General features: G+C 71.7%; 11 protein-coding genes. 6 read left to right on the top strand and 5 right to left on the bottom strand.

Annotated elements, in window-relative coordinates; genetic code table 11:
* Positions 1–263 precede the first annotated feature (263 nt).
* From ElP_RS12720 to ElP_RS12735, 4 genes are all read left to right on the top strand, one after another.
* On the top strand, positions 264–1,913 hold the full coding sequence (locus tag ElP_RS12720; RefSeq protein WP_145269782.1) for a TolC family protein: 1,650 nt from the start codon (positions 264–266) through the stop codon (positions 1,911–1,913).
* 88 nt (positions 1,914–2,001) lie between these two features.
* The gene (locus ElP_RS12725) at positions 2,002–2,694 is read left to right on the top strand and encodes a hypothetical protein (protein ID WP_145269784.1); all 693 of its coding nucleotides are present in this window, start codon (positions 2,002–2,004) and stop codon (positions 2,692–2,694) included.
* A gap of 51 nt (positions 2,695–2,745) precedes the next feature.
* Positions 2,746–3,582 (top strand): hypothetical protein, encoded by an 837-nt coding sequence (locus tag ElP_RS12730; protein ID WP_145269786.1) that lies wholly within the window; start codon positions 2,746–2,748, stop codon positions 3,580–3,582.
* Between the two features lie 395 nt (positions 3,583–3,977).
* Complete coding sequence (locus ElP_RS12735; protein ID WP_197446937.1) at positions 3,978–5,405, top strand: TolC family protein; 1,428 nt, start codon at positions 3,978–3,980, stop codon at positions 5,403–5,405.
* A 4-nt stretch (positions 5,406–5,409) separates the two neighbouring features.
* Here the strand turns inward: ElP_RS12735 and ElP_RS12740 are convergent, their stop codons facing one another.
* Positions 5,410–6,924: an efflux RND transporter periplasmic adaptor subunit gene (locus tag ElP_RS12740; RefSeq protein WP_145269791.1), complete on the bottom strand. Its 1,515-nt coding sequence runs from the start codon at positions 6,922–6,924 to the stop codon at positions 5,410–5,412.
* Between the two features lie 23 nt (positions 6,925–6,947).
* Entirely contained in the window at positions 6,948–10,370 is a 3,423-nt protein-coding gene (locus ElP_RS12745) for an efflux RND transporter permease subunit (protein WP_145269793.1), read from the bottom strand.
* A 320-nt stretch (positions 10,371–10,690) separates the two neighbouring features.
* On the opposite strand from ElP_RS12745, the gene ElP_RS12750 reads away from it, so the two are divergent.
* Entirely contained in the window at positions 10,691–11,458 is a 768-nt protein-coding gene (locus ElP_RS12750) for a beta-phosphoglucomutase family hydrolase (protein ID WP_145269795.1), read from the top strand.
* A gap of 7 nt (positions 11,459–11,465) precedes the next feature.
* Complete coding sequence (locus tag ElP_RS12755; RefSeq protein WP_145269797.1) at positions 11,466–13,922, top strand: glycoside hydrolase family 65 protein; 2,457 nt, start codon at positions 11,466–11,468, stop codon at positions 13,920–13,922.
* Positions 13,923–13,952: 30 nt separating this feature from the next.
* Here the strand turns inward: ElP_RS12755 and ElP_RS12760 are convergent, their stop codons facing one another.
* The 3 genes from ElP_RS12760 to ElP_RS12770 form a co-directional block, all read right to left on the bottom strand.
* Positions 13,953–15,782 carry an alpha-amylase family glycosyl hydrolase gene (locus tag ElP_RS12760; RefSeq protein WP_145269799.1) on the bottom strand — a complete coding sequence of 610 codons (1,830 nt, stop codon included), beginning with the start codon at positions 15,780–15,782 and terminating at the stop codon, positions 13,953–13,955.
* Between the two features lie 218 nt (positions 15,783–16,000).
* Entirely contained in the window at positions 16,001–17,005 is a 1,005-nt protein-coding gene (locus ElP_RS12765; protein WP_145269801.1) for an ABC transporter permease, read from the bottom strand.
* The gene (locus ElP_RS12770; RefSeq protein WP_145269802.1) at positions 17,002–18,516 is read right to left on the bottom strand and encodes a sugar ABC transporter ATP-binding protein; all 1,515 of its coding nucleotides are present in this window, start codon (positions 18,514–18,516) and stop codon (positions 17,002–17,004) included. The genes ElP_RS12765 and ElP_RS12770 overlap by 4 nt, the downstream gene beginning before the upstream one ends.

Here is an 18,516-nt window from a genome sequence, read left to right on the forward strand (position 1 = left end):
CGGCCGGGATGTGTCGGGGCAGCCCGACGCCTCGGGGCCATCTCGCCGGGGACGCCGAGCTAGTCGCCGGCGGGGCTGGGGGCACCGATGCGGCGCGGCCGGTCGGGGCCGGCGGGCGGGGCGACCCCGGCTCCGGGGGTGGGCGATCCCGGGCTCTCCTCAATTTCCTCCTCGGGATGGGTCGATAGGAGAATCGTCCCATCCCGACCAGGAGGCGCGGCGGCGTGCCCCCTCGGGGATCGCTCGGGGAGGAGGTCGAGGCGATGGCCCGATTGGTCGCGATGTCGCTCGGGCTTGCCCTGGTCGCCGTCCCCTCGCCCGCCGTCACCCTCGGCGGGCCCCCGGCGACACGGGCAGGGCAGGAGATCCCCACCCCGGTCCCGAGCCGGATCCCCGAGACCCCGGGCGACCTGCCTCCCCCCCCCGTGATCCCGCACTCCCCGGCGACGGGCGGGGTCCGGCAGGCGCCCCCGCCCCTGGTGCAACTGGATCCGGCCCCTTCGGCGGCAACCGACCTCCGATTCCCGATCAACCTGGCCACGGCGCTGCGGCTGGCCGACGCCCGGCCCCTGGTCGTCGCCGCCGCACAGGCCGGCACCTGGGTCGCCGAGGCGAAGCTCGCCCGGGCCAAGGTGCTCTGGGTACCCCAGCTGAACCTCGGCGCCAACTACATCCGGCACGACGGCGGCGGGCCGGACTTCAACAAGGGCATCCTCACCGCACCCAGCGTCAATTTCTTCTACGGGGGCGGCGGCCTGGTCCAGAACGTCGCCCTGACCGACGTCTACTTCGAACCCCTGGTCGCCCGCCGGGAACTGGACTCGACGCACTGGGACGTGCAGGCGGCCAAGAACGACGCCCTGATGATGGTCGCCGACGCCTACTTCGCCGTCCACCGGGCCCGGGGCTCCTATGCCGGGGCCCTGTACTGCGTCGGCCGGGGGCGGGACCTCGTCGAACGGGTCGACCGCCTCAGCGGCGACCTCGTCCCTCGGGTCGAGGTCGACCGGGCCCGCAACATGCTGGCCGACCTGCAGCAGCGGGCCACCTCCGACCGCGAGGCCTGGCGGGTCGGCAGCGCCGACCTGACCCAGGTGCTCCGGCTCGACCCGAGGGCCGTCGTCGAGCCCCTCGAACCGGACCACCTCCAGCTCACCCTCGTCGACCCGGCCCGGGGGCTGGACGAGCTGATGCCGGTGGCCCTGACCAATCGCCCCGAGCTGGCCTCGCACCGGGCGATGGTGGCGGCGGCCGAGGAGCGGATCCGGCGGGAGAAGGGCCGTCCGATGCTGCCGAGGGTCCGGATCAACGGCTTCCAGACCCCCTACGAGCAGATCCAGGCGGGCATCTTCGGCATGGGGCCCAACAGCAGCCTCGACCAGTGGAGCGGCCGGTTCGACTTCAGCGTGCAGCCGCTCTGGGAACTCGAGGGGATGGGACTGGGGAACCTGGCCCGGATCAAGGAGCAGCGCGGCGAGCAGTCTCGGGAGATCATCGACCTGCTCGCCACCCAGGACCGGGTGGCCGCCGACGTGACCCGGGCCCAGGCGAGGCTCCAGTCGGCCGCCGCCCGGGTCACCCAGGCCGACCGGGCCTTGCGGACGGCGATCATCACCTTCGACGGGACCTACGAGGGCCTGAGCCAGACTTCCCGGTTCGGCGACGTGCTCGTGCTGGTCAACCGGCCCTCGGAGGCCGTCTTCGCGCTGAAGCTCCTGAAGCTGGCGATCGACGAGTATTTCGCCACGGTGGCCGAGCACAACCGGGCCCAGTTCGAGCTCTTCCACGCCCTGGGCTACCCGGCCCGGGAGCTGGCCGAGCTGGCCCCGCCGGGCGACCTGGTCCCGGTCGACACCTCCCGACCCGACTACCTGCCACCCGTCGGCAACGGGCCCCCCCCGGCGACCCGGTGAGCACGCGGGGCAGGGGGCGACGGGCGACGCTCGGATCGGGAACGGTCGGGCAGGGCAGCGATTCGACTCGAACTCGGGGACTTCGACGATGAAACCGATCGCCAGCGGACGGGCCCGGGGGGGCGTCGGGGCGCTCGCCCTGGGGTTGATGATCTCGGCCCCGGGCCCGGCGTCCGGGTTCGGCACCGACGGCCCCCCGGCACACCACGGGCCGAACATGGGCGTGGGCACCCTCGGCTACGGGCCTCCCGGGCCCCGGCCGGGGTACCAGGGCTTCGGCCTGAAGTTCCACAAGGGCCACGGCTACGGCGGAAAGGACGCCCTGGGGGTCGGTGCCCTGGGGGGGTATCCGGACTACGGAGGGCCGGGCTATCCCCACCACGCTCCCCCGCTCCGGCGCCTCGGCCGGTTCCTCCCGTTCCGGTACCGGGGGGGCGAGGGGATGCCCTCGGCCTTCCGGGCGGTCGGCCCGCTCTCCCGGAATCGGGACGTGGTGACCCAGCAGGCCGGGGGAGGGCCCTCCGGGGACTTCGGCCGGTTCACCGGGGCATTGCCCTATCCGGAGGCCGCCTTCTCCCCCTTCGCCTCGACCCCGACCGACTCGGCGTCGGAGGCCGCCCCCCGAGCCGTCCCGGAGGTACCTCCCCCGGCCCCGATCGACCCCGGCCCCTTCTCCCCCCCCGGCCTCGACCTCGAAGGGCCGCGACCGGGGGCGATGCCCCCCCTCGGGATCGGCGACGACGAGTTCCGCAGGGATCTCGGGCTGCCCGATTCGAGGTGATCGCCCCCAGGGCCCCGGAATCCGCCGGGGCCGGACCGAAGGACCCGTGCCATGCCCCGACGACGACCGGCCTTGAAGCTGCGACCCTCGGCCGAGCCGATCGAGCGGAGGTCCTTGATGAGCGCCGGGCCGATGGTCGTCGGGGGGGCGCCCGGGCTCGGCGCCGTCGTCCGGCCCCTCGACCTGCTCCGCCAGGATCGGGAACGGGCGAGGGGCCTCATGCTCGACTCGCCCCATTCGCAGCCCCTCCGGGAGCGGATCGCGCAGCTCCGCCAGGCCCGACTGTCGGCGATCCGGGGAGGGGGCCGCCCCGGGCCCCCGGCCGACCCGGCCTCGCCCCCGCCCTCGGCGTCCCCGGTGTCCGGGGTCACCATGGAACGGATCACCAATCCGACGCCGATCAACACCCGGATCGTCCCCCCGCTCTCGCAGGTCCGGGTCCAGGACCGGGAGCCGATCCCGGGACAGAGCTACAACGTCGTCTTCGTCACGGTGAGGAACAGCACCGGGAGGACCTTCGACGCGAGGGATGGCCTGGCCGTCCAGGTCACCGGCCAGGGGCCGGGACACTCCTACCCGATCCTGTCGGGGGCCGACACCTGGGACCCCCGGGAGGTGTTCGTCTTCTACTTCCTGACCAAGGAGTACTACCCGCTGGAGCCGGTCCAGTCGGCGGGCTTCGAGTTCAACTTCGTGAACCCGAGGGTGGTGGCGATCCCGGGCCCCTCCGGATTCTTCCAGCGGATCCTCTACGACCCCGAGACCTTCCCTCGGGTGCTCGACGCCGTCGTCGTCGGCGGGCCCGGCTCGAAGGGCCGGCATCTGGGGCTCCCCGACACGTCGCTCTGGGAGATCATCCCCTCGAACCTGAACGTCATCCCGCTCTGATGGGGGTTCAGGGGCCGGGCCCACCGGGCCGGGTTCCGAGGATCGACCCATCCCGGCGAATCGCCCCCATCCCGATGATCCTCCCGGCCGGGATCGGCCGATACAAGCGAAGTCGTGGTCGGGCCGTTCGTTCCCGGCTCGCCGCCCGAGGGCGAAGCGGCTCCAGGACCGTTCGAGGGTAGGGGGACCTGATGAGGGGAATCGGCCCGGCATCGATCCTCATCCTGGCGGCCCTGGTCGTCGGGGGCGCGCCCGCCCCCGGGCAATCGACGCGCCCACCGGCATCGGCACCCGACCCCGGGGCCGGGACGGACGTGCCCCCGCCGATCCTCCCCGGTGGGGGCGTCGGGGAGTCCCAAGCCCTGGCCCCGCCGCTCGTACGGGACCCGGTGCAATTGGCCCCGGCGCCGACCGCCCCCACGGACGTCCGGTTCCCGATCAACCTGGCCACGGCGCTGCGGCTGGCCGACGCCCGGCCCCTGGTCGTCGCCGCCGCACAGGCCGGCACCTGGGTCGCCGAGGCGAAGCTCGCCCGGGCCAAGGCCCTCTGGCTGCCGACCGCGATGGTCGGCTTCGACTACATCCGGCACGACGGCGGCGGGCCGGACTTCAACAAGGGCATCCTCACCGCACCCAGCGTCAACTTCTTCTACGCCGGCGGCAGCTTCATCCAGGTCGTCAACCTGACCGACGCCTACTTCGAGCCCCTGGTCGCCCGCCGGGAGCTGGACGCCCGGCACTGGGACGTGCAGGCGGCCAAGAACGACTCCCTCTTGAGGGTCGCCGACGCCTACTTCGCCGTCCACCGGGCCCGGGGCTCTTACGCCGGGGCGTTGTACTGCATCGATCGGGGCCGACAGCTCGTCGACCGGGTCGACCGCCTCGGCGCCGACCTGGTGGCCCCGGTCGAGGCCCAGCGGGCCCGAAACATGCTGGCCGACCTGCAGCAGCGGGCCACCTCCGACCGGGAAGACTGGCGGGTGAGCAGCGCCGACCTGACCCAGGTGCTCCGGCTCGACCCGAGGGCCGTCGTCGAGCCCCTCGAACCGGACCACCTCCAGGTCACCCTCATCGACCCGGGCAAACCGCTGGACGACCTGATGCCGGTGGCCCTGACCAATCGCCCCGAGCTGGCCTCGCACCGGGCGATGATCCGGGCGGCGGAGGAGCGGATCCGCCGGGAGAAGGCCCGGCCGATGCTGCCGGTCGTCATGCTCAACGGCTTCCAGAGCGCGGGCATGCTCATCCAGGCGGGCATCTTCGGCATGGGGCCCAACAGCAGCCTCGATCAGTGGAGCGGCCGGTTCGACGGCAGCATCCAGCTCCTCTGGCAGCTCGAGGGGATGGGCCTGGGGAACCTGGCCCGGGTCAAGCGTCAACGGGGGGAGCAGTCGGACGCCATCGCCGACTTCTTCCGGGCGCAGGACCTCGTCTCGGCCGAGGTGACCCGGGCCCGGGCCCGGTTGCAGTCGGCCGCCGCCCGGGTCACCCAGGCCGACCGATCGCTCCGGGCCGCCCTGATCACCTTCGACGGGACCCTGGAGGGCCTCGGCCAGACCTCCCGGTTCGGCGACGTCCTGGAGCTGGTCAACCGGCCCCAGGAGGCGGTCTTCGCGCTGGAAGAGCTCTATGCGGCGTTCGAGAATTACTACGGCACGGTGGCCGAGTACAACCGGGCCCAGTTCGAGCTCTTCCACGCCCTGGGCTACCCGGCCCGGGAGCTGGCCGAGCTGGCCCCGCCGGGCGACCTGATCCCGGTCGACACCTCCCGACCCGACTACCTGCCACCCGTCGGCATCGGGCCCCCCCCGGCGACCCGGTGACCGATCAGGCGTCGGGATCGAGGGAGGAGGCCCCGGACCCGGTCCCGTCCTCGGTCGGGCCCGGGGGGGGTGCCTGGGCGACGGTGCTCGGCTTCGACTGCGGCGCGACCTCGACGTCCTGGCCGTCGGAGAGGACCGAGAGGTCGCCCAGGATGACCTGCTCCGAGCCGTCGATCGGCGTCCAGTCGCCGTCCCCGTCGGGCCCGGGGGCGTGACGACGGTTGGTGACCTCGACCCAGGCCCCGTCGGAGATCCCGGTGCGGACCTCGGCCCGGGTCGCCCGGCCGTCCTGGAGGATCCAGCAGTAGGACTGGGCCCCCTCCCGGACGAGGGCGTCGGTCGGGAGCGCCCGGACGCCGGGGCGGTCGATCTTGACCTCGGCATAGGCATACATGCCGGGCAGGAGCTGGCCGTCGGTGTTGGGCAGGTCGATCTCGGCCCGGAGCGTCCGGCTGGTGACGTTCAGCGCCCAGGAGGTCCGGGTGACCGAGCCCTCCAGCGGCTCGTCCCGGAAGGCCCGGACGAGGATCGACGCCTTCGCCCCGTCCTTGACGAAGATGGCGTCGCTCTCGGGGATGTCGACGAAGATCCGGACCACGTCGGTGCGGTCGACCACGTAGATCGGCGCGGCGGCCCCGCTGGGGGAGAGCTTGGGGGCGTTCTTGTCGGCCGTGGGGTCGCCGGTGGAGGGGAGGACGAAGTCGAAGGTGTTCGCGTTGCGGGCGACGATGACGCCGTCGAAGGGGGCGGCGAGCGTGAGGTAGCCGACCCAGGCCTCCCACTTCTTCTCCTCGCTCTGGGCCACGGCCAAGGCGGCCTCGGCCACCTTCACGTCCACCTTCGCCTTGGCGAGTTCGGCCTGCTCGGAGAGCAACTCCGCGTCGGCGTTCTGGATGGAGGCCTGGGCGGCATCCCGGGCGGCGGTGCTCGACTTGAGCTGATTCGTCGACTCCAGGAGGATCTGGGGGGCGACGACGCCCCGGTCCGTCTCCTTCTGGAGGCGGTCGACCTCCGAGGCCCAGCGGTCGACCTCGGCCTGGTACTTCGCCAGGATCGCCTTGGTCTCGTCGAGGTGGGCCTGGGCGGCCTTCACGTCGGCCTCGGCCACGTCGACCATCTTCCCGGCCAGCTCGATCCGCTCCCGGTCCAGCGCGACGGTCGCTTTCTTCGAGTTCAGCTCCTCGACGATCTCGGGGACGAAGAGCGTGGCCAGCACGTCCCCCTTCTTCACCCGGTCGCCGATGTCGACGATCCATTCCTCGATGTACGCGGTCATCTTCGGGTAGATCGACGTCCGCTCATACGCCTCGATGAAGCTCGGCTGGCCGACGACCCGGGTGATGTCCCGGGCCTCGGGCCGGACGACCCGAACCGTCGGCGGCTTCGAGACGCTCGTGTAGGAGGGCTCCGGCGTGCTGTCGCAGCCGACGGCGAGGGCGATCGCCGCCAGCAGGCAGGACGCCGGCCGGGCGAGGCCGGGGGGGCGGCCGGTCGCCGGGGGCCGGGGCGTGCGTCGCATCGCGGTTCTCCGGGTCGAGGGGATCATCGGTGGCCCCCCTGGGCGGGGTCGTCCGGCGGGGTCGGGCCGTCGGGGACGGCCCGGGCGTGGGCCGGGGCCTCCTCGGCCCCCGGGCCTCCCGGGCCGGGAGGGTGGTCGGCCCCGTCGGCCCCGTTGCCGGCCGGATCGGGCCGGAAGACGCCGTCGCCGGCCCCCTCGCCCTCCCCTTCCTCGACGGGAGGGTTGGCCTCGTGGTCGTAGTGGGAGCTCTCGGGGTCGCCGGGGTCGATCGACGGGGAGCGGGGCGACCGCTTGCCGATCAGCAGGGTGAAGACCGAGGGGACGACCAGCAGCGTGGCGAAGGTCGACATGACCAGGCCGCCGATGACCGCCCGGCCCAGCGGGGCCTGCATCTGGCTCCCCTTCTCCAGGGCCAGGGCCATCGGCACCATGCCCACGGTCATGGCGCAGGCGGTCATTAGGATCGGCCGGAGCCGCTCCCCGGCCCCGACCACCGCCGCCTCCCTCGACGGCATCCCCGCCTTCCAGTGCTCGTCCATGAACGTGACGAGCATCACCGAGTTCGACACCGAGACGCCCAGGCACATGATCGAGCCCATGAACGACTCGATGTTCAGCGACGTATTCGTGAAGTAGAGCATCGTCGCGATCCCCGCCAGGACCCCCGGCACGGCCGAGATGGACACGACCGCCAGCCTCGGGGACTGGAAGTAGGCCGTCAGCAGGACCAGGATCACGAAGACCGCCACCGAGAGGCCGACCCCGAGCGCCTGGAACATCTCCTCCATCGGCGGGAGCTGGCCCAGGGGGATCACCCGGACGCCCCGGGGGGGGTCCCCCGCGGCGGCGATCGCCGAGGCCACCTGCCGGGAGGCCCGGCCCATGTCCTCCCCCTCCACGTTCGCCGTCAGGGTCAGGTAGCGCTGCGACATCGACCGGTCGTACTGGCCGGGCCGCTGCCCGGTGCTCACGGTCGCCACGTCCCGGACCATCAGGTTCACCAGCGGGTTGACCGACTCCACCGGCAATCGGCCGATGTCGTCGGGGGAGACCATCCGCCGGGGGGGGACCTGGACCTGGACGAGGTAGTCGAAGCCGGTCGCCTTGTCGATCCAGTAGTTCGGCGAGCTGAACCGGGTCGAGACGGTCGCCATGTTCAGGGCCCGGCCGACGTCCTCGACCCTCACCCCGCTGAGGCCCGCCTTCTCCCGGTCGATCTCCACCTCGACGGTCGGGTAGTCGAGCGTCTGCTCGAACTGGACGTCCCGGAGGAAGGGGATCTGCCGCATCGCGTCGGCGATCTTCTCGGCGTGCCCTCGGATCAGCTTCAGGTCGGTGCCGATGACCCGGACGGCGATCGGCGTCGAGGAGCCGAAGCTCATCACCTGGGTGACGATGTCCCCCGGCTCGAAGCCGAAGGTGCAGAGCCCGGCCTGCCGCTTCGCCTCCTCGGCGGGCAGCCCCCCCCGCTCCAGCCGGTCGGCCATCCAGGGGATCACCTTCTCGGGCAGGACCTTGCGCATCCGCTCCCGGAACGCGTCGAGCGTGATGCCGCTCCCATCGGTAAAGGCCACGCGGAGCTGGCCGTCGTCGGGCCCCCTCATGAACAGCAGCATGTTGTCGATGCCGAAGTTCGGCGCCACCTGGCCGACGAACCCCATCGTGATCGCCAGGTTCTCGACCTTCGCCTCCGCCTCGATCTCCTCCAGGCACTTGACCGCCATCTCCCGGGTCAGCTCGTAGTCCGACCCCGGGGGCGGCCGGAACCGGAGGACGAACTCCCCGGAGTCGATCTGCGGGAACAGCTCGGTGCCGACCTGGAGGCCCAGCCCGGCCAGTACCAGGACGCAGGCGATCAGGTACGCCGGGACCACGACCCAACGGGCGGCGACCAGCCCCCCCACTCCCTTCGAGTAGCCGGAGACGATCCGGTCGAAGAGGCCCTTCTTCTCCTCCTGGCCGGCGTGATGGCGGTGGGCCTTCAACAGGTGCACGCTCATGATCGGCACGAACATGCTGGAGAGCAGGTACGAGGAGATCATCGCGAACCCGACGCCCAGCGTCAGCGGCACGAACAGCGAGCGCAGCGGGTCCCCCATGATGAAGGCGGGGATGAAGACCGAGAGGATGCAGAGCAACGCCAGCAGCCGCGGCACGGCCGTCGCGTTGCTGGCCCTCAGGACGGCCGTGGCGATGTTCGAGGTGTGCTTCATCTGCACGTGGACGTTCTCGATCGTCACCGTCGCCTCGTCGACGAGGATGCCGATGGCCAGCGCCATGCCGCCCAGCGACATGATGTTGATCGTGTTCCCGGTCATCCAGAGGCCCAGGAGCGACCCGAGCAACGCCAGCGGGATGTTCGAGACGACGACGATCACGCTCCTCGGGTCCCCGAGGAAGATGAGGATCATCAGGCCGGTCAGGGTCGCGCCGATGAGCCCCTCGGTCGCCACGCTCTCGACCGCGGCGAGCACGGTGGGGGACTCGTCGAACTCGAAGCTGACCTTCACGTCCTCCGGGACGACGTCCTGGAACAGGTGCATCGATTTGTGGATGTCGGCCACGACGTTGAGCGTCGAGGCGGTGTCCTTCTTGATGATCGGCAGGTAGACCGACTTCTTGCCGTTGACCAGGGCGTAGCCGTAGGTGATGTCGGTGTCGTCCTCGAAGGTGGCCACGTCCCGGAGGAAGACGTAGTCCTCCAGCTTCAGGGGGATGGTCCCCAGCCGCTGGATGTCGTCGACCGTGGCGTTGTTGGCCACGATCGGCATCGAGTCCTTGATGTAGACGTTGCCCGAGGGGACCACCCGGTTGCCCCGGGCCAGGGCGTCGATGACGTGCTCGGGGGTCAGCTCGTAGGCGAGCAGCTTCTCCGGGTCGACGTTGACGACGATCGACCTCATGTTCGGGCCGAACGGCGAGATGGCCACGGTGCCGGGCACGTTCTTCTGGACCAGCGGCCGGATGATGTTCTGCGCCAGGTCCCCCATGCGGCCGATCGTCGTCTCGGTGCTCTCCAGCACGAGATACCCGACCGGGACGCTCCCGGCGTCCATCCGCATGATCATCGGCGGCAACGTCCCCTCGGGCATCCACGACATGGCCCGGTCGGACATCGCCACCACCTGGGCCATCGCCTGGCCCATGTCGGTGCCGGGGAAGAAGGACAGCTCGCAGAGGGAGACCTGCTGGATGTTCTTCGTGTCGATGTCCTCGATCCCGTCGACGTACTGGAAGTACAGCTCCAGCTGGTTGACGATGAACCCCTCGATCTGGGCGGGGCTCATGCCGACGAAGTCGAGGTAGACGTAGATCTTGGGCGTGTTCAGCGACGGGAAGATGTCCACCCGCATCCGGCTGTACGCGAGGGAGCCGCCGCTGATCAGCGCCACGACCAACATCAGGGTCGTGATCGGCCTCCGCATCGCGAACACGGTCGGATTCATGCCTTGGCGCTCCCGACGGGCTCGATCGTTGCTGGTTCGACGCCGGAGGCCCCTCGTCCCGGGGGGCCTCGGTCCGCGCCGCCCGGGGCGGCCCTCGCCGATCCTATCCTAATTCGCGATCGGCCCCGAGTCTCCTGGTACGGGCCGGATCCCGCCCCCCCTCCCCGGGAAGTCGCCGGGAGGGCCCTCGCCCTCGGGGGGGGCGTCCTCATACGATGACCCGGGAGATCCGGACATGCAACCGGCCGATCCGGGGCCGACCGGGCTTTCCCGGCAGGACCGGCATCGGCGCCGACCCGAGCAGGAGGAGGATCAAGGCCATGGAGACGATCACGGCCGAGAAGTTCGACGCCGGGCTGTTCGACCTCGACGGCGTCCTGACGGCGACCGCCGAGATCCACGCCCGATGCTGGAAGACGATGTTCGACGCCTACCTCCGCGCGCGGGCCGACCGCCTGGGGGGGCCGTTCCGGGAGTTCACCGTCGAGGGGGACTACCGGCCCTTCGTCGACGGCAAGCCCCGGCCCGACGGCGTCCGGGACTTCCTCGCCTCCCGGGGGATCACCCTGCCCGAGGGGGATCCGGGCGACCCCCCGGACGCCGAGACGGTCGCCGGGCTCGGCAACCGCAAGAACGAGCTCGTGCAGGCCGAGATCCGGGCGGGCCACGTCCGGGTCTTCGACGACGCCGTCACCCTCGTCCGACGGCTCCTCGCCGCCGGGCTGAAGGCGGCCGTCGTCACCTCCAGCCGCAACTGCGAGCCCGTGCTCCGGGCCGCCGGCATCGCCGACCTGTTCCGGGAGCGGGTCGACGGCGAGGTGGCGGCGCGGTACGGTCTCCCCGGCAAGCCGGCCCCCGACACCTTCCTCAAGGGGGCCGAGCTGCTGGGCGTCCCCCCCTCCAGGGCGATCGTCTTCGAGGACGCCACGGCCGGCGTCGCCGCCGGCCGGGCCGGCGGGTTCGGGCTGGTCGTGGGCGTCGACCGGGTCGGCGGCCGCCACCCCGAGGCGCTCCGATCTTCCGGCGCCGACGTCGTCTCCGGCGACCTCAGCCTGCTGATGCCCGACCCCTCCGCCCCCCCCAGGTGACGCGACCATGCTCCGCCACATCCCCGAACTGCCCCCGGAGGACATCTTCCCGGTCGACCCCTGGAAGATCGAGCAGCTCGGCTTCGAGGAGCACTACATCGCCCAGGAGGAGTCGATCTTCACCGTCGCCAACGGCTATCTCGGCCTCCGGGGCAGCTTCGAGGAGGGCCGCCCGGTCGAGCACGACGAGACCTTCGTCAACGGCTTCTACGAGACCTGGCCGATCGTCTACGGCGAGACGGCCTACGGCTTCGCCAAGACCGGCCAGACGATCGTCAACGTCTCCAACGCCAAGATCATCAAGATCTACGTCGACGACGAGCCGTTCGTCCTCGGCCAGGTCGAGCTGCGCTCCTTCCGCCGCGCCCTGAACATGAAGGACGGCACCCTCGACCGCGAGGTGGTCTGGGAGACCGCCTCGGGCAAGCGGGTCCGGGTCGAGTCCCGCCGCCTCGTCTCGTTCCGGCACCGGCACCTCGCGGCGATCGACTGCCGGATCACCCTGCTCGACGACTCGGCCCCCGTGGTCGTCTCCTCGGAGATCTTCACCGAGCTGGGGGGCGTGGCCGGCGAGGGCTCCGGCGAGGACGACCCGCGCAAGGCCAAGAAGTTCCAGGGACAGGTGCTCGAGCCCCGGCTCCACGAGGCCCGGGGGCGTCGGGTCGCCCTGGCCTACCGGACCCGCCGCAGCGGGCTCGGCCTGGCCTGCGGCATCGACCACCTCGTCGAGGTCGACGGGCCGGTCCACGAGTCGATCGTCCTGGGGGGGCCGCTCCGGGAGTCGATCCGGGCCGAGGAGACGGCCGGGCGGTTCGACTTCCGGGGCGAGGCCCGGGCCGGGCAGACGATCCGGGTCGTCAAGCTGCTCTCCTACCACACCGGCGAGGGGGCCGACGACCGCGAGCTGATGACCCGGGTCCACTGGTCGCTCGACCGGGGGCTGGAGCAGGGCTTCGAGGGACTGCTCCGCGACCAGGTCGAGTGCATGGACGACTTCTGGAGGCGGAGCGACATCCGGGTGCAGGGCAACCACCCCCGGGCCCAGCAGTGCGTCCGCTTCAACCTCTTCCACCTGCTCCAGGCGTCCGGCCGGGCCGACCAGCACGGCATCCCCGCCAAGGGCCTCACCGGCCAGGCCTACGAGGGCCACTACTTCTGGGACGGCGAGATCTACATCCAACCCTTCCTCACCTACACCGCCCCCCGGATCGCCCGCCGACAGCTGGAGAACCGCCACCGGATGCTCGACAAGGCCCGGGATCGCGCCCGGGAGGTGAACCAGCGGGGTGCCCTCTACCCCTGGCGGACGATCAACGGCGAGGAGGCCTCCGCCTACTACGCCGCCGGGACCGCCCAGTACCACATCAACGCCGACATCGCCTACGCCCTCCGCCGCTACGTCCAGGCCACCGGCGACACCCGGTTCCTCCACGACCACGGCGCCGAGATCCTGGCCGAGACCGCCCGGCTCTGGCTCGACCTGGGCTTCTACCAGGACCGGGGGGACGGCCGCTTCCACATCCACGGCGTCACCGGCCCCGACGAGTACACCGCCGTCGTCAACGACAACCTCTACACGAACCTCATGGCCCGGGAGAACCTCCGGTACGCCGCCGAGGTCTTCTCGACCATCCGGCTCGAACGCCCCGTGCACTTCGAGCGGCTGGCGGCCCGGCTCGGCCTCGAGCCCGAGGAGGTCGAGCGGTGGCGGGACGCCGCCGAGGCCATGTACGTCCCCTATGACGAGCGGCTCGGCATCCACCCCCAGGACGGCGACTTCCTCCGCAAGAAGGTCTGGGACCTGCCGAACACGCCCCGGTCCCACTTCCCGCTGATGCTCTCCTACCACCCGCTGGTCCTCTATCGCCACCAGGTGATCAAGCAGGCCGACGTGGTCCTGGCGATGTTCCTCCTGGGGGACGACTTCACCGCCGAGCAGAAGAAGCGCAACTTCGACTACTACGAGAAGCTGACCACCGGCGACTCCTCCCTCTCGGCCTGCATCCAGGCGATCATCGCCTACGAGGTGGGGGACGACCACTCGGCGTTGAAGTACATGAGGGCCGCCACCCTGATGGACCTGGCCGACGTGGGGGGCAACGTCCGGGACGGCATCCACGTCGCCTCGGCCGGCGGCACCTGGATGTCCATCGTCTTCGGCATCGCCGGGTTCCGGGACCACGGCGGCCGGTTCCGGTTCCGACCCCGGCTCCCCGACGGCTGGGACCGCCTCTCCTTCCGCCTGACCATCCGGGGCAGCGTCCTCGAGGTCGACCTGCTCCCCGACACCGCCACCTACCGGCTCATCGAGGGCGACCCCCTGACCGTCGAGCACGAACTGGAGCCCCTGACCCTGGCCCCGGGGGCGCCGGTCCGGCGGCCGATCACCTCCACCGTCGTCGCCGCCGCCTCGCTCGCCAAGAACGAGCCGGACCCGGCCCGCTCCGAGGAATCGGAGTTGTGACCGGGCCCCCCCGGGACCGGCGACCGACGTTCATTGCGAGAGGATGATCGCCGAGTAGGGGCCGACGCCGACGTCCGCCCGGCAGGGCAGGCCGTCCCTCCCCCCCGGCTCGGCCGTGGTCCCATCGCTCGGGAAATCCCCGAATGCGCCGTCGTACCCCTGCCAGTCGCTGTTGAACCGGACGTGCCAGGGGCCCGGCCGGGGCAGGCCGATGGTATAGCCCTGGTAGCCCCGGTCCCCGAAGTTGGCGACGACCACCACGTCATCCCCGGGGCCGCCGTCCTGCCAGCGGTGGAAGGCGAGCACCTTGTCCCGATCATTGCGGTGGAAGACGTTCACGTGCCGACCCCGGAGCCCCCGGGTCCGGTCGGACCAGTTCCTCCGCAGACGGATCAGGTCCCGGTAGAGGTGGTAGATCCCCCGGAATCGACCCTCGTCGTACTTGTCCCAGTCCATGTAATGGTCGTCATCGAACGGGAGCCATTCGAGAATCTCCTGCCCCTGGAAGATCATCGGGATCCCGGGGCTGGTCATCACGAGCGCCGCGCCGAGGGTCGAACGCTTCTTGGCGTACCAACTGTCGGCCTGGCCGGGGTGGATGTCTTCGGTCAGCCGTCGCTTGCCGTTCTTCGTCGCCACCTCGTCGTGGGACTCGGTGTAGACGACCCTCCGGAAGGGGTCCCCGCCGTACCGATGCTCGACGGCACCTTGCACGGCCCCGAGGTCCCGGTCCTCGTCCCGGGGCGTGGCCAGGGCGGCCCGGACAGTGTGGACGAACAGGTCATCCCACTGGGAGTCGATCCCGGCGCCCCCCTCGGAGGTGGGCCGGGTGACGGCGTGGTTGCGCCTCATGTCCTCGGCCAGGGTGATCTTCCAGGGCTCATGGGCGTCGATCTCGTCGCTGATCCAGCGCAGGAGGTTCCAGCCCCAGCCGTCCAGGTTGGTCGGGTCGTCGGGGGGGACGTCGTCCCGGGCGTCGACGTTGCGGATGTAGCAGGACATGTCGAACCGGAGGCCGTCGACCCGGTACTCCTCCAGCCACATCAGGGCGTTGTCCCGGAGGAAGGAGCGGACCTCGGGCCGGCCGTAGTCGGGCCGGTTCTTGTGGCCCCAGGGGGTCCGGGCCCTCCAGTCGTTGTAGAAGTAGATGCCCCCCATCTCGTCGCCGTCATGTGTCCGGAACCAGCCGTCGAACTGCCAGACCGACGCCCCCAGGTCCTGGGGCCCGAGGTGGTTGTAGACCAGGTCCAGGAAGACCGCCAGCCCCTTGCCGTGGGCCGCGTCGACCAGCCGCTTGAGCCCCTTCGGGCCGCCGTAGGAGCTCTCGACGGCGAAGATGTTCGCCGGGTTGTACCCCCAGGAGAGGTCGCCGAAGAACTCCCCGGTGGGCAGCAACTGGATCGCGTTGACGCCCAGCTCGACCAGGTAGTCCAGATCCCCGATGATCGCGTCGAACTCCTGATCGGGCCCGACCGGCCGGTCGGGGAAGGTGCCCGGGTGCATCTGGTAGATCACCAGCTCGTCCCAGGGCGGCATGGCGAAGTCGTTCGACCGCCAGTCGAACTCGGGGTCGGCGACGATCCCGACGCCGCTCGAATGCGTCACCTGCCGGGCCCTCGGGTCGATCCGCCATCGGCCGCCGTCGATCACGAACCGGTAGTCGTGGCCGACGGCCGCGCCGGGGACGTCGGCCGACCAGTGCCCATCCCCCTCGGGGGCGAGCGGGCTGGCCGTCGGGCTCCCGCCGTTGAACGCGCCCGCCGCCGACACCGAGCCGGCGAAGGGGGCCCAGACCCGGAAGGTGACCCCGCCGGGGTAGGGGATCGCGCCCATCCCCGGTCGGGTCGATCGAGTCGCCATGACGTGCCTCGCTTCGGGGGGGACCCGGACCGTCCGGATCGGAGCCGCATTCGGAATCGGGGTCGGGGCGTGCGGTCGGGACTCGCCCCGGGTCGGCCCCCATTGGACCGCCCCGGGGGAGGCCTGGACAGCGAAAAATTTGGCGAGGCGTCCTCGTCCCCGGGGCCGGGGACGGGGATCGCCCGGGGGGCTTGGATGAGCCGGGCCGCGAGGGGGCCCTATCGCGGAGATCGGCCGGCCTCCGGGCGGATCCGGGGGCGCCGCAGCAGGGCGAGGCGACGATGGCGAAGCCCGTCGAGCGCGACGGCCAGGAAGATGAGGACCCCGGTGACGACCGGGTAGAGGTACGGGTCGGCGTTCACCACGTTCAGGCCGTTGCGGATCGCCTGGATGAGCACCGCGCCGAACAGCGTGCCCGGCAGCACCCGGCCCTTGCCGCCGAAGAGGCTGGAGCCGCCGAGGACGGCCGCGGCGATCGCCTCGAACTCCCAGCGGTCTCCCAGGCTCGGCGAGACGGCCGCCAGCTGCCCCAGCAGCACCAGCCCGCCGATCGAGGCGCACAGGCCGCTGGCCAGGTACGCGAAGGCCAGCACCCGGCCGACCCGGATCCCCGCCTTCTTCGCCGCCTCCGGGTCGTTCCCCACCGCGTAGAGCTGCCGGCCGATCGGGGTCATCGAGAGGACGACCTGCGCCGCCGAGAGCACCACGACCATCATCGCCACCGGCAGCGGCACGATCCCCAGCACCCTGGACGAGCCCAGCCGGAGGAATTCGCCCGGCAGGTTCATGGCCCGGGTCTGGGTCAGGAACAGGCCGAGCCCCCGGCCGATGGAGAGCGTGGCGAGCGTGACGATGAAGGGCATCAGGCGGAGCCTCGTGATCAACGCCGCGTTGACGAGGCCGAAGCCCAGGCCCACCGCCGGCGCGACCGCCGCCGCCAGCCACGGCGAACCGCCCGCCAGCGCGAGCTTCCCGGCCGCGATCGCCCCCAGGAACATGATCGAGCCGACCGACAGGTCGATCCCGGCGGTGATCAGCACGAAGGTCATCCCCGCGGCCACGATCGCCGTGGCCGACGACTGCACCAGGACGTTGACCGCGTTCTCGGCCGTCAGGAACCTCGGCGTCGCCAGGCCGAAGCCCGCCACGGCGGCCAGGAACAGCAGCGCGGGGGCGGCCCGGAGCAGCGCGACGGCGGCCCCCGACCGGGCCCGGCCCGTCATCGTGGGAGCCCCCGGCGCAGGGCGGCCCGGAGGATCGCCTCGCGGTCGAATCCCCCCCGGGGGAACTCGCCCGAGATCTCGCCCCGGCTCATGACCAGGATGCGGTCGCACATGCCGATCAGCTCCTCGATCTCCGGCGAGATCATCAGCACCCCCGCCCCCCCGGCGGCCAGCTCGCCGATCAGGCGATAGATCTCCTGCCTGGCGCCGACGTCGACGCCCCGGGTCGGCTCGTCCAGGATCAGGGCCGACGGCCCCGACATCAGCCATCGGGCCAGCACCACCTTCTGCTGGTTCCCCCCGCTCAGGGTGCGGACCGGCTGCCCCGGCCCGGCCGCCCGGAGCCGGACGGCCCGGGTGACCCCGTCGACCGCGTCGGCGATCCGACGGCCGTCGAGCAGCCCGCCCCCCCACCCGGAGAAGCGGGGGAGCGACGCGAGGGCGACGTTCTCGGCCACGCCGGCCTCCATGAGCAGCCCCTCCCCCCGGCGGTCCTCGGTGAGCATCGCCAGCCCCCGCCGGATGCGGGCCCGGGGCGACGACCGGCCGAGCGGGCGGCCCAGCAGGCGGACCTCGCCCCGGTCGGCCGGGTCGAGCCCGAAGAGGATCCGCGCCAGCTCGGTCCGCCCCGATCCCATCAGGCCGGCGAGCCCCAAGATCTCCCCCCGCCGCAGGGAGAAGCGGATCTCCTCCACGACGCCCGAGCGCGACAGCCCCTCGACCCCGAGGACGACCTCATCCGAGGGGCGTGCGGTCCTCCCCGGGAATAGCTGCCCCAGGTCCCGGCCCACCATCAGGGCGATCAGGTGGTCGACGGCGAATCCCGACGCCGGGCCGCTCCCGACGAGCCGGCCGTCGCGGAGCACCGCCACGTCGTCGCAGAGCCGGAGCACGTCCTCCAGGGCGTGGGAGATGTAGATCATCCCGATCCCCCGGGCCCTGAGGCGTCGGATCAGCGCGAAGAGCCGGTCGGCCTCCGGGGCGGTGAGGGACGTGGTCGGCTCGTCGAGGATGATCAGCCGGGCCTCCACCGTGAGCGCCCGGGCGACCTCGACGAGCTGCCGCTCGCCGGGGGAGAGGTCCTCGACGAGGGTGCCCGGGCGGCGTCGCAGCTCGACGGCCTCCAGCGCCTCGCGCGCGAGCGAGGCGGCCCGGCGGCGGTCGATGAGGGGCCCGAGGCGGGGGAAGCATGGCAGGAACAGGTTCTCGGCGATGCTCAGGTTCGTGAACAGGTTCAATTCCTGGTGGATGAACGCCACGCCCCTCCGGGAGGCCTCGGCGGGGTCGGCCGGCTCGTAGTCCTCCCCCCCGAGGCGCATGCGGCCCGAATCGGCCGGGAGGACGCCCCCAAGGATGTTCATGAGCGTGGACTTCCCCGCCCCGTTCTCCCCCACCAGGCCGAGGATCCGCCCCGGGCCGACGGCGAGGTCGACCTCCCGCAGCACCGGGACGCCGAAGAACGACCGGCAGACGCCGAGGACCTCCAGCAGCGGCGGGCCGTCGCTGCTCAT

Source organism: Tautonia plasticadhaerens (assembly GCF_007752535.1).
GTDB classification, from domain to species: Bacteria; Planctomycetota; Planctomycetia; order Isosphaerales; family Isosphaeraceae; genus Tautonia; species Tautonia plasticadhaerens.

Coding starts and splice junctions, on each gene's coding strand:
- ElP_RS12720 (WP_145269782.1), top strand. CDS start 264: ATGGCCCGATTGGTCGCGATGTCGCTCGGGCTTGCCCTGGTCGCCGTC.
- ElP_RS12750 (WP_145269795.1), top strand. CDS start 10,691: ATGGAGACGATCACGGCCGAGAAGTTCGACGCCGGGCTGTTCGACCTC.
- ElP_RS12740 (WP_145269791.1), bottom strand. CDS start 6,924: ATGCGACGCACGCCCCGGCCCCCGGCGACCGGCCGCCCCCCCGGCCTC.
- ElP_RS12755 (WP_145269797.1), top strand. CDS start 11,466: ATGCTCCGCCACATCCCCGAACTGCCCCCGGAGGACATCTTCCCGGTC.
- ElP_RS12765 (WP_145269801.1), bottom strand. CDS start 17,005: ATGACGGGCCGGGCCCGGTCGGGGGCCGCCGTCGCGCTGCTCCGGGCC.
- ElP_RS12730 (WP_145269786.1), top strand. CDS start 2,746: ATGCCCCGACGACGACCGGCCTTGAAGCTGCGACCCTCGGCCGAGCCG.
- ElP_RS12770 (WP_145269802.1), bottom strand. CDS start 18,516: ATGAGCAGCGACGGCCCGCCGCTGCTGGAGGTCCTCGGCGTCTGCCGG.
- ElP_RS12760 (WP_145269799.1), bottom strand. CDS start 15,782: ATGGCGACTCGATCGACCCGACCGGGGATGGGCGCGATCCCCTACCCC.
- ElP_RS12745 (WP_145269793.1), bottom strand. CDS start 10,370: ATGAATCCGACCGTGTTCGCGATGCGGAGGCCGATCACGACCCTGATG.
- ElP_RS12725 (WP_145269784.1), top strand. CDS start 2,002: ATGAAACCGATCGCCAGCGGACGGGCCCGGGGGGGCGTCGGGGCGCTC.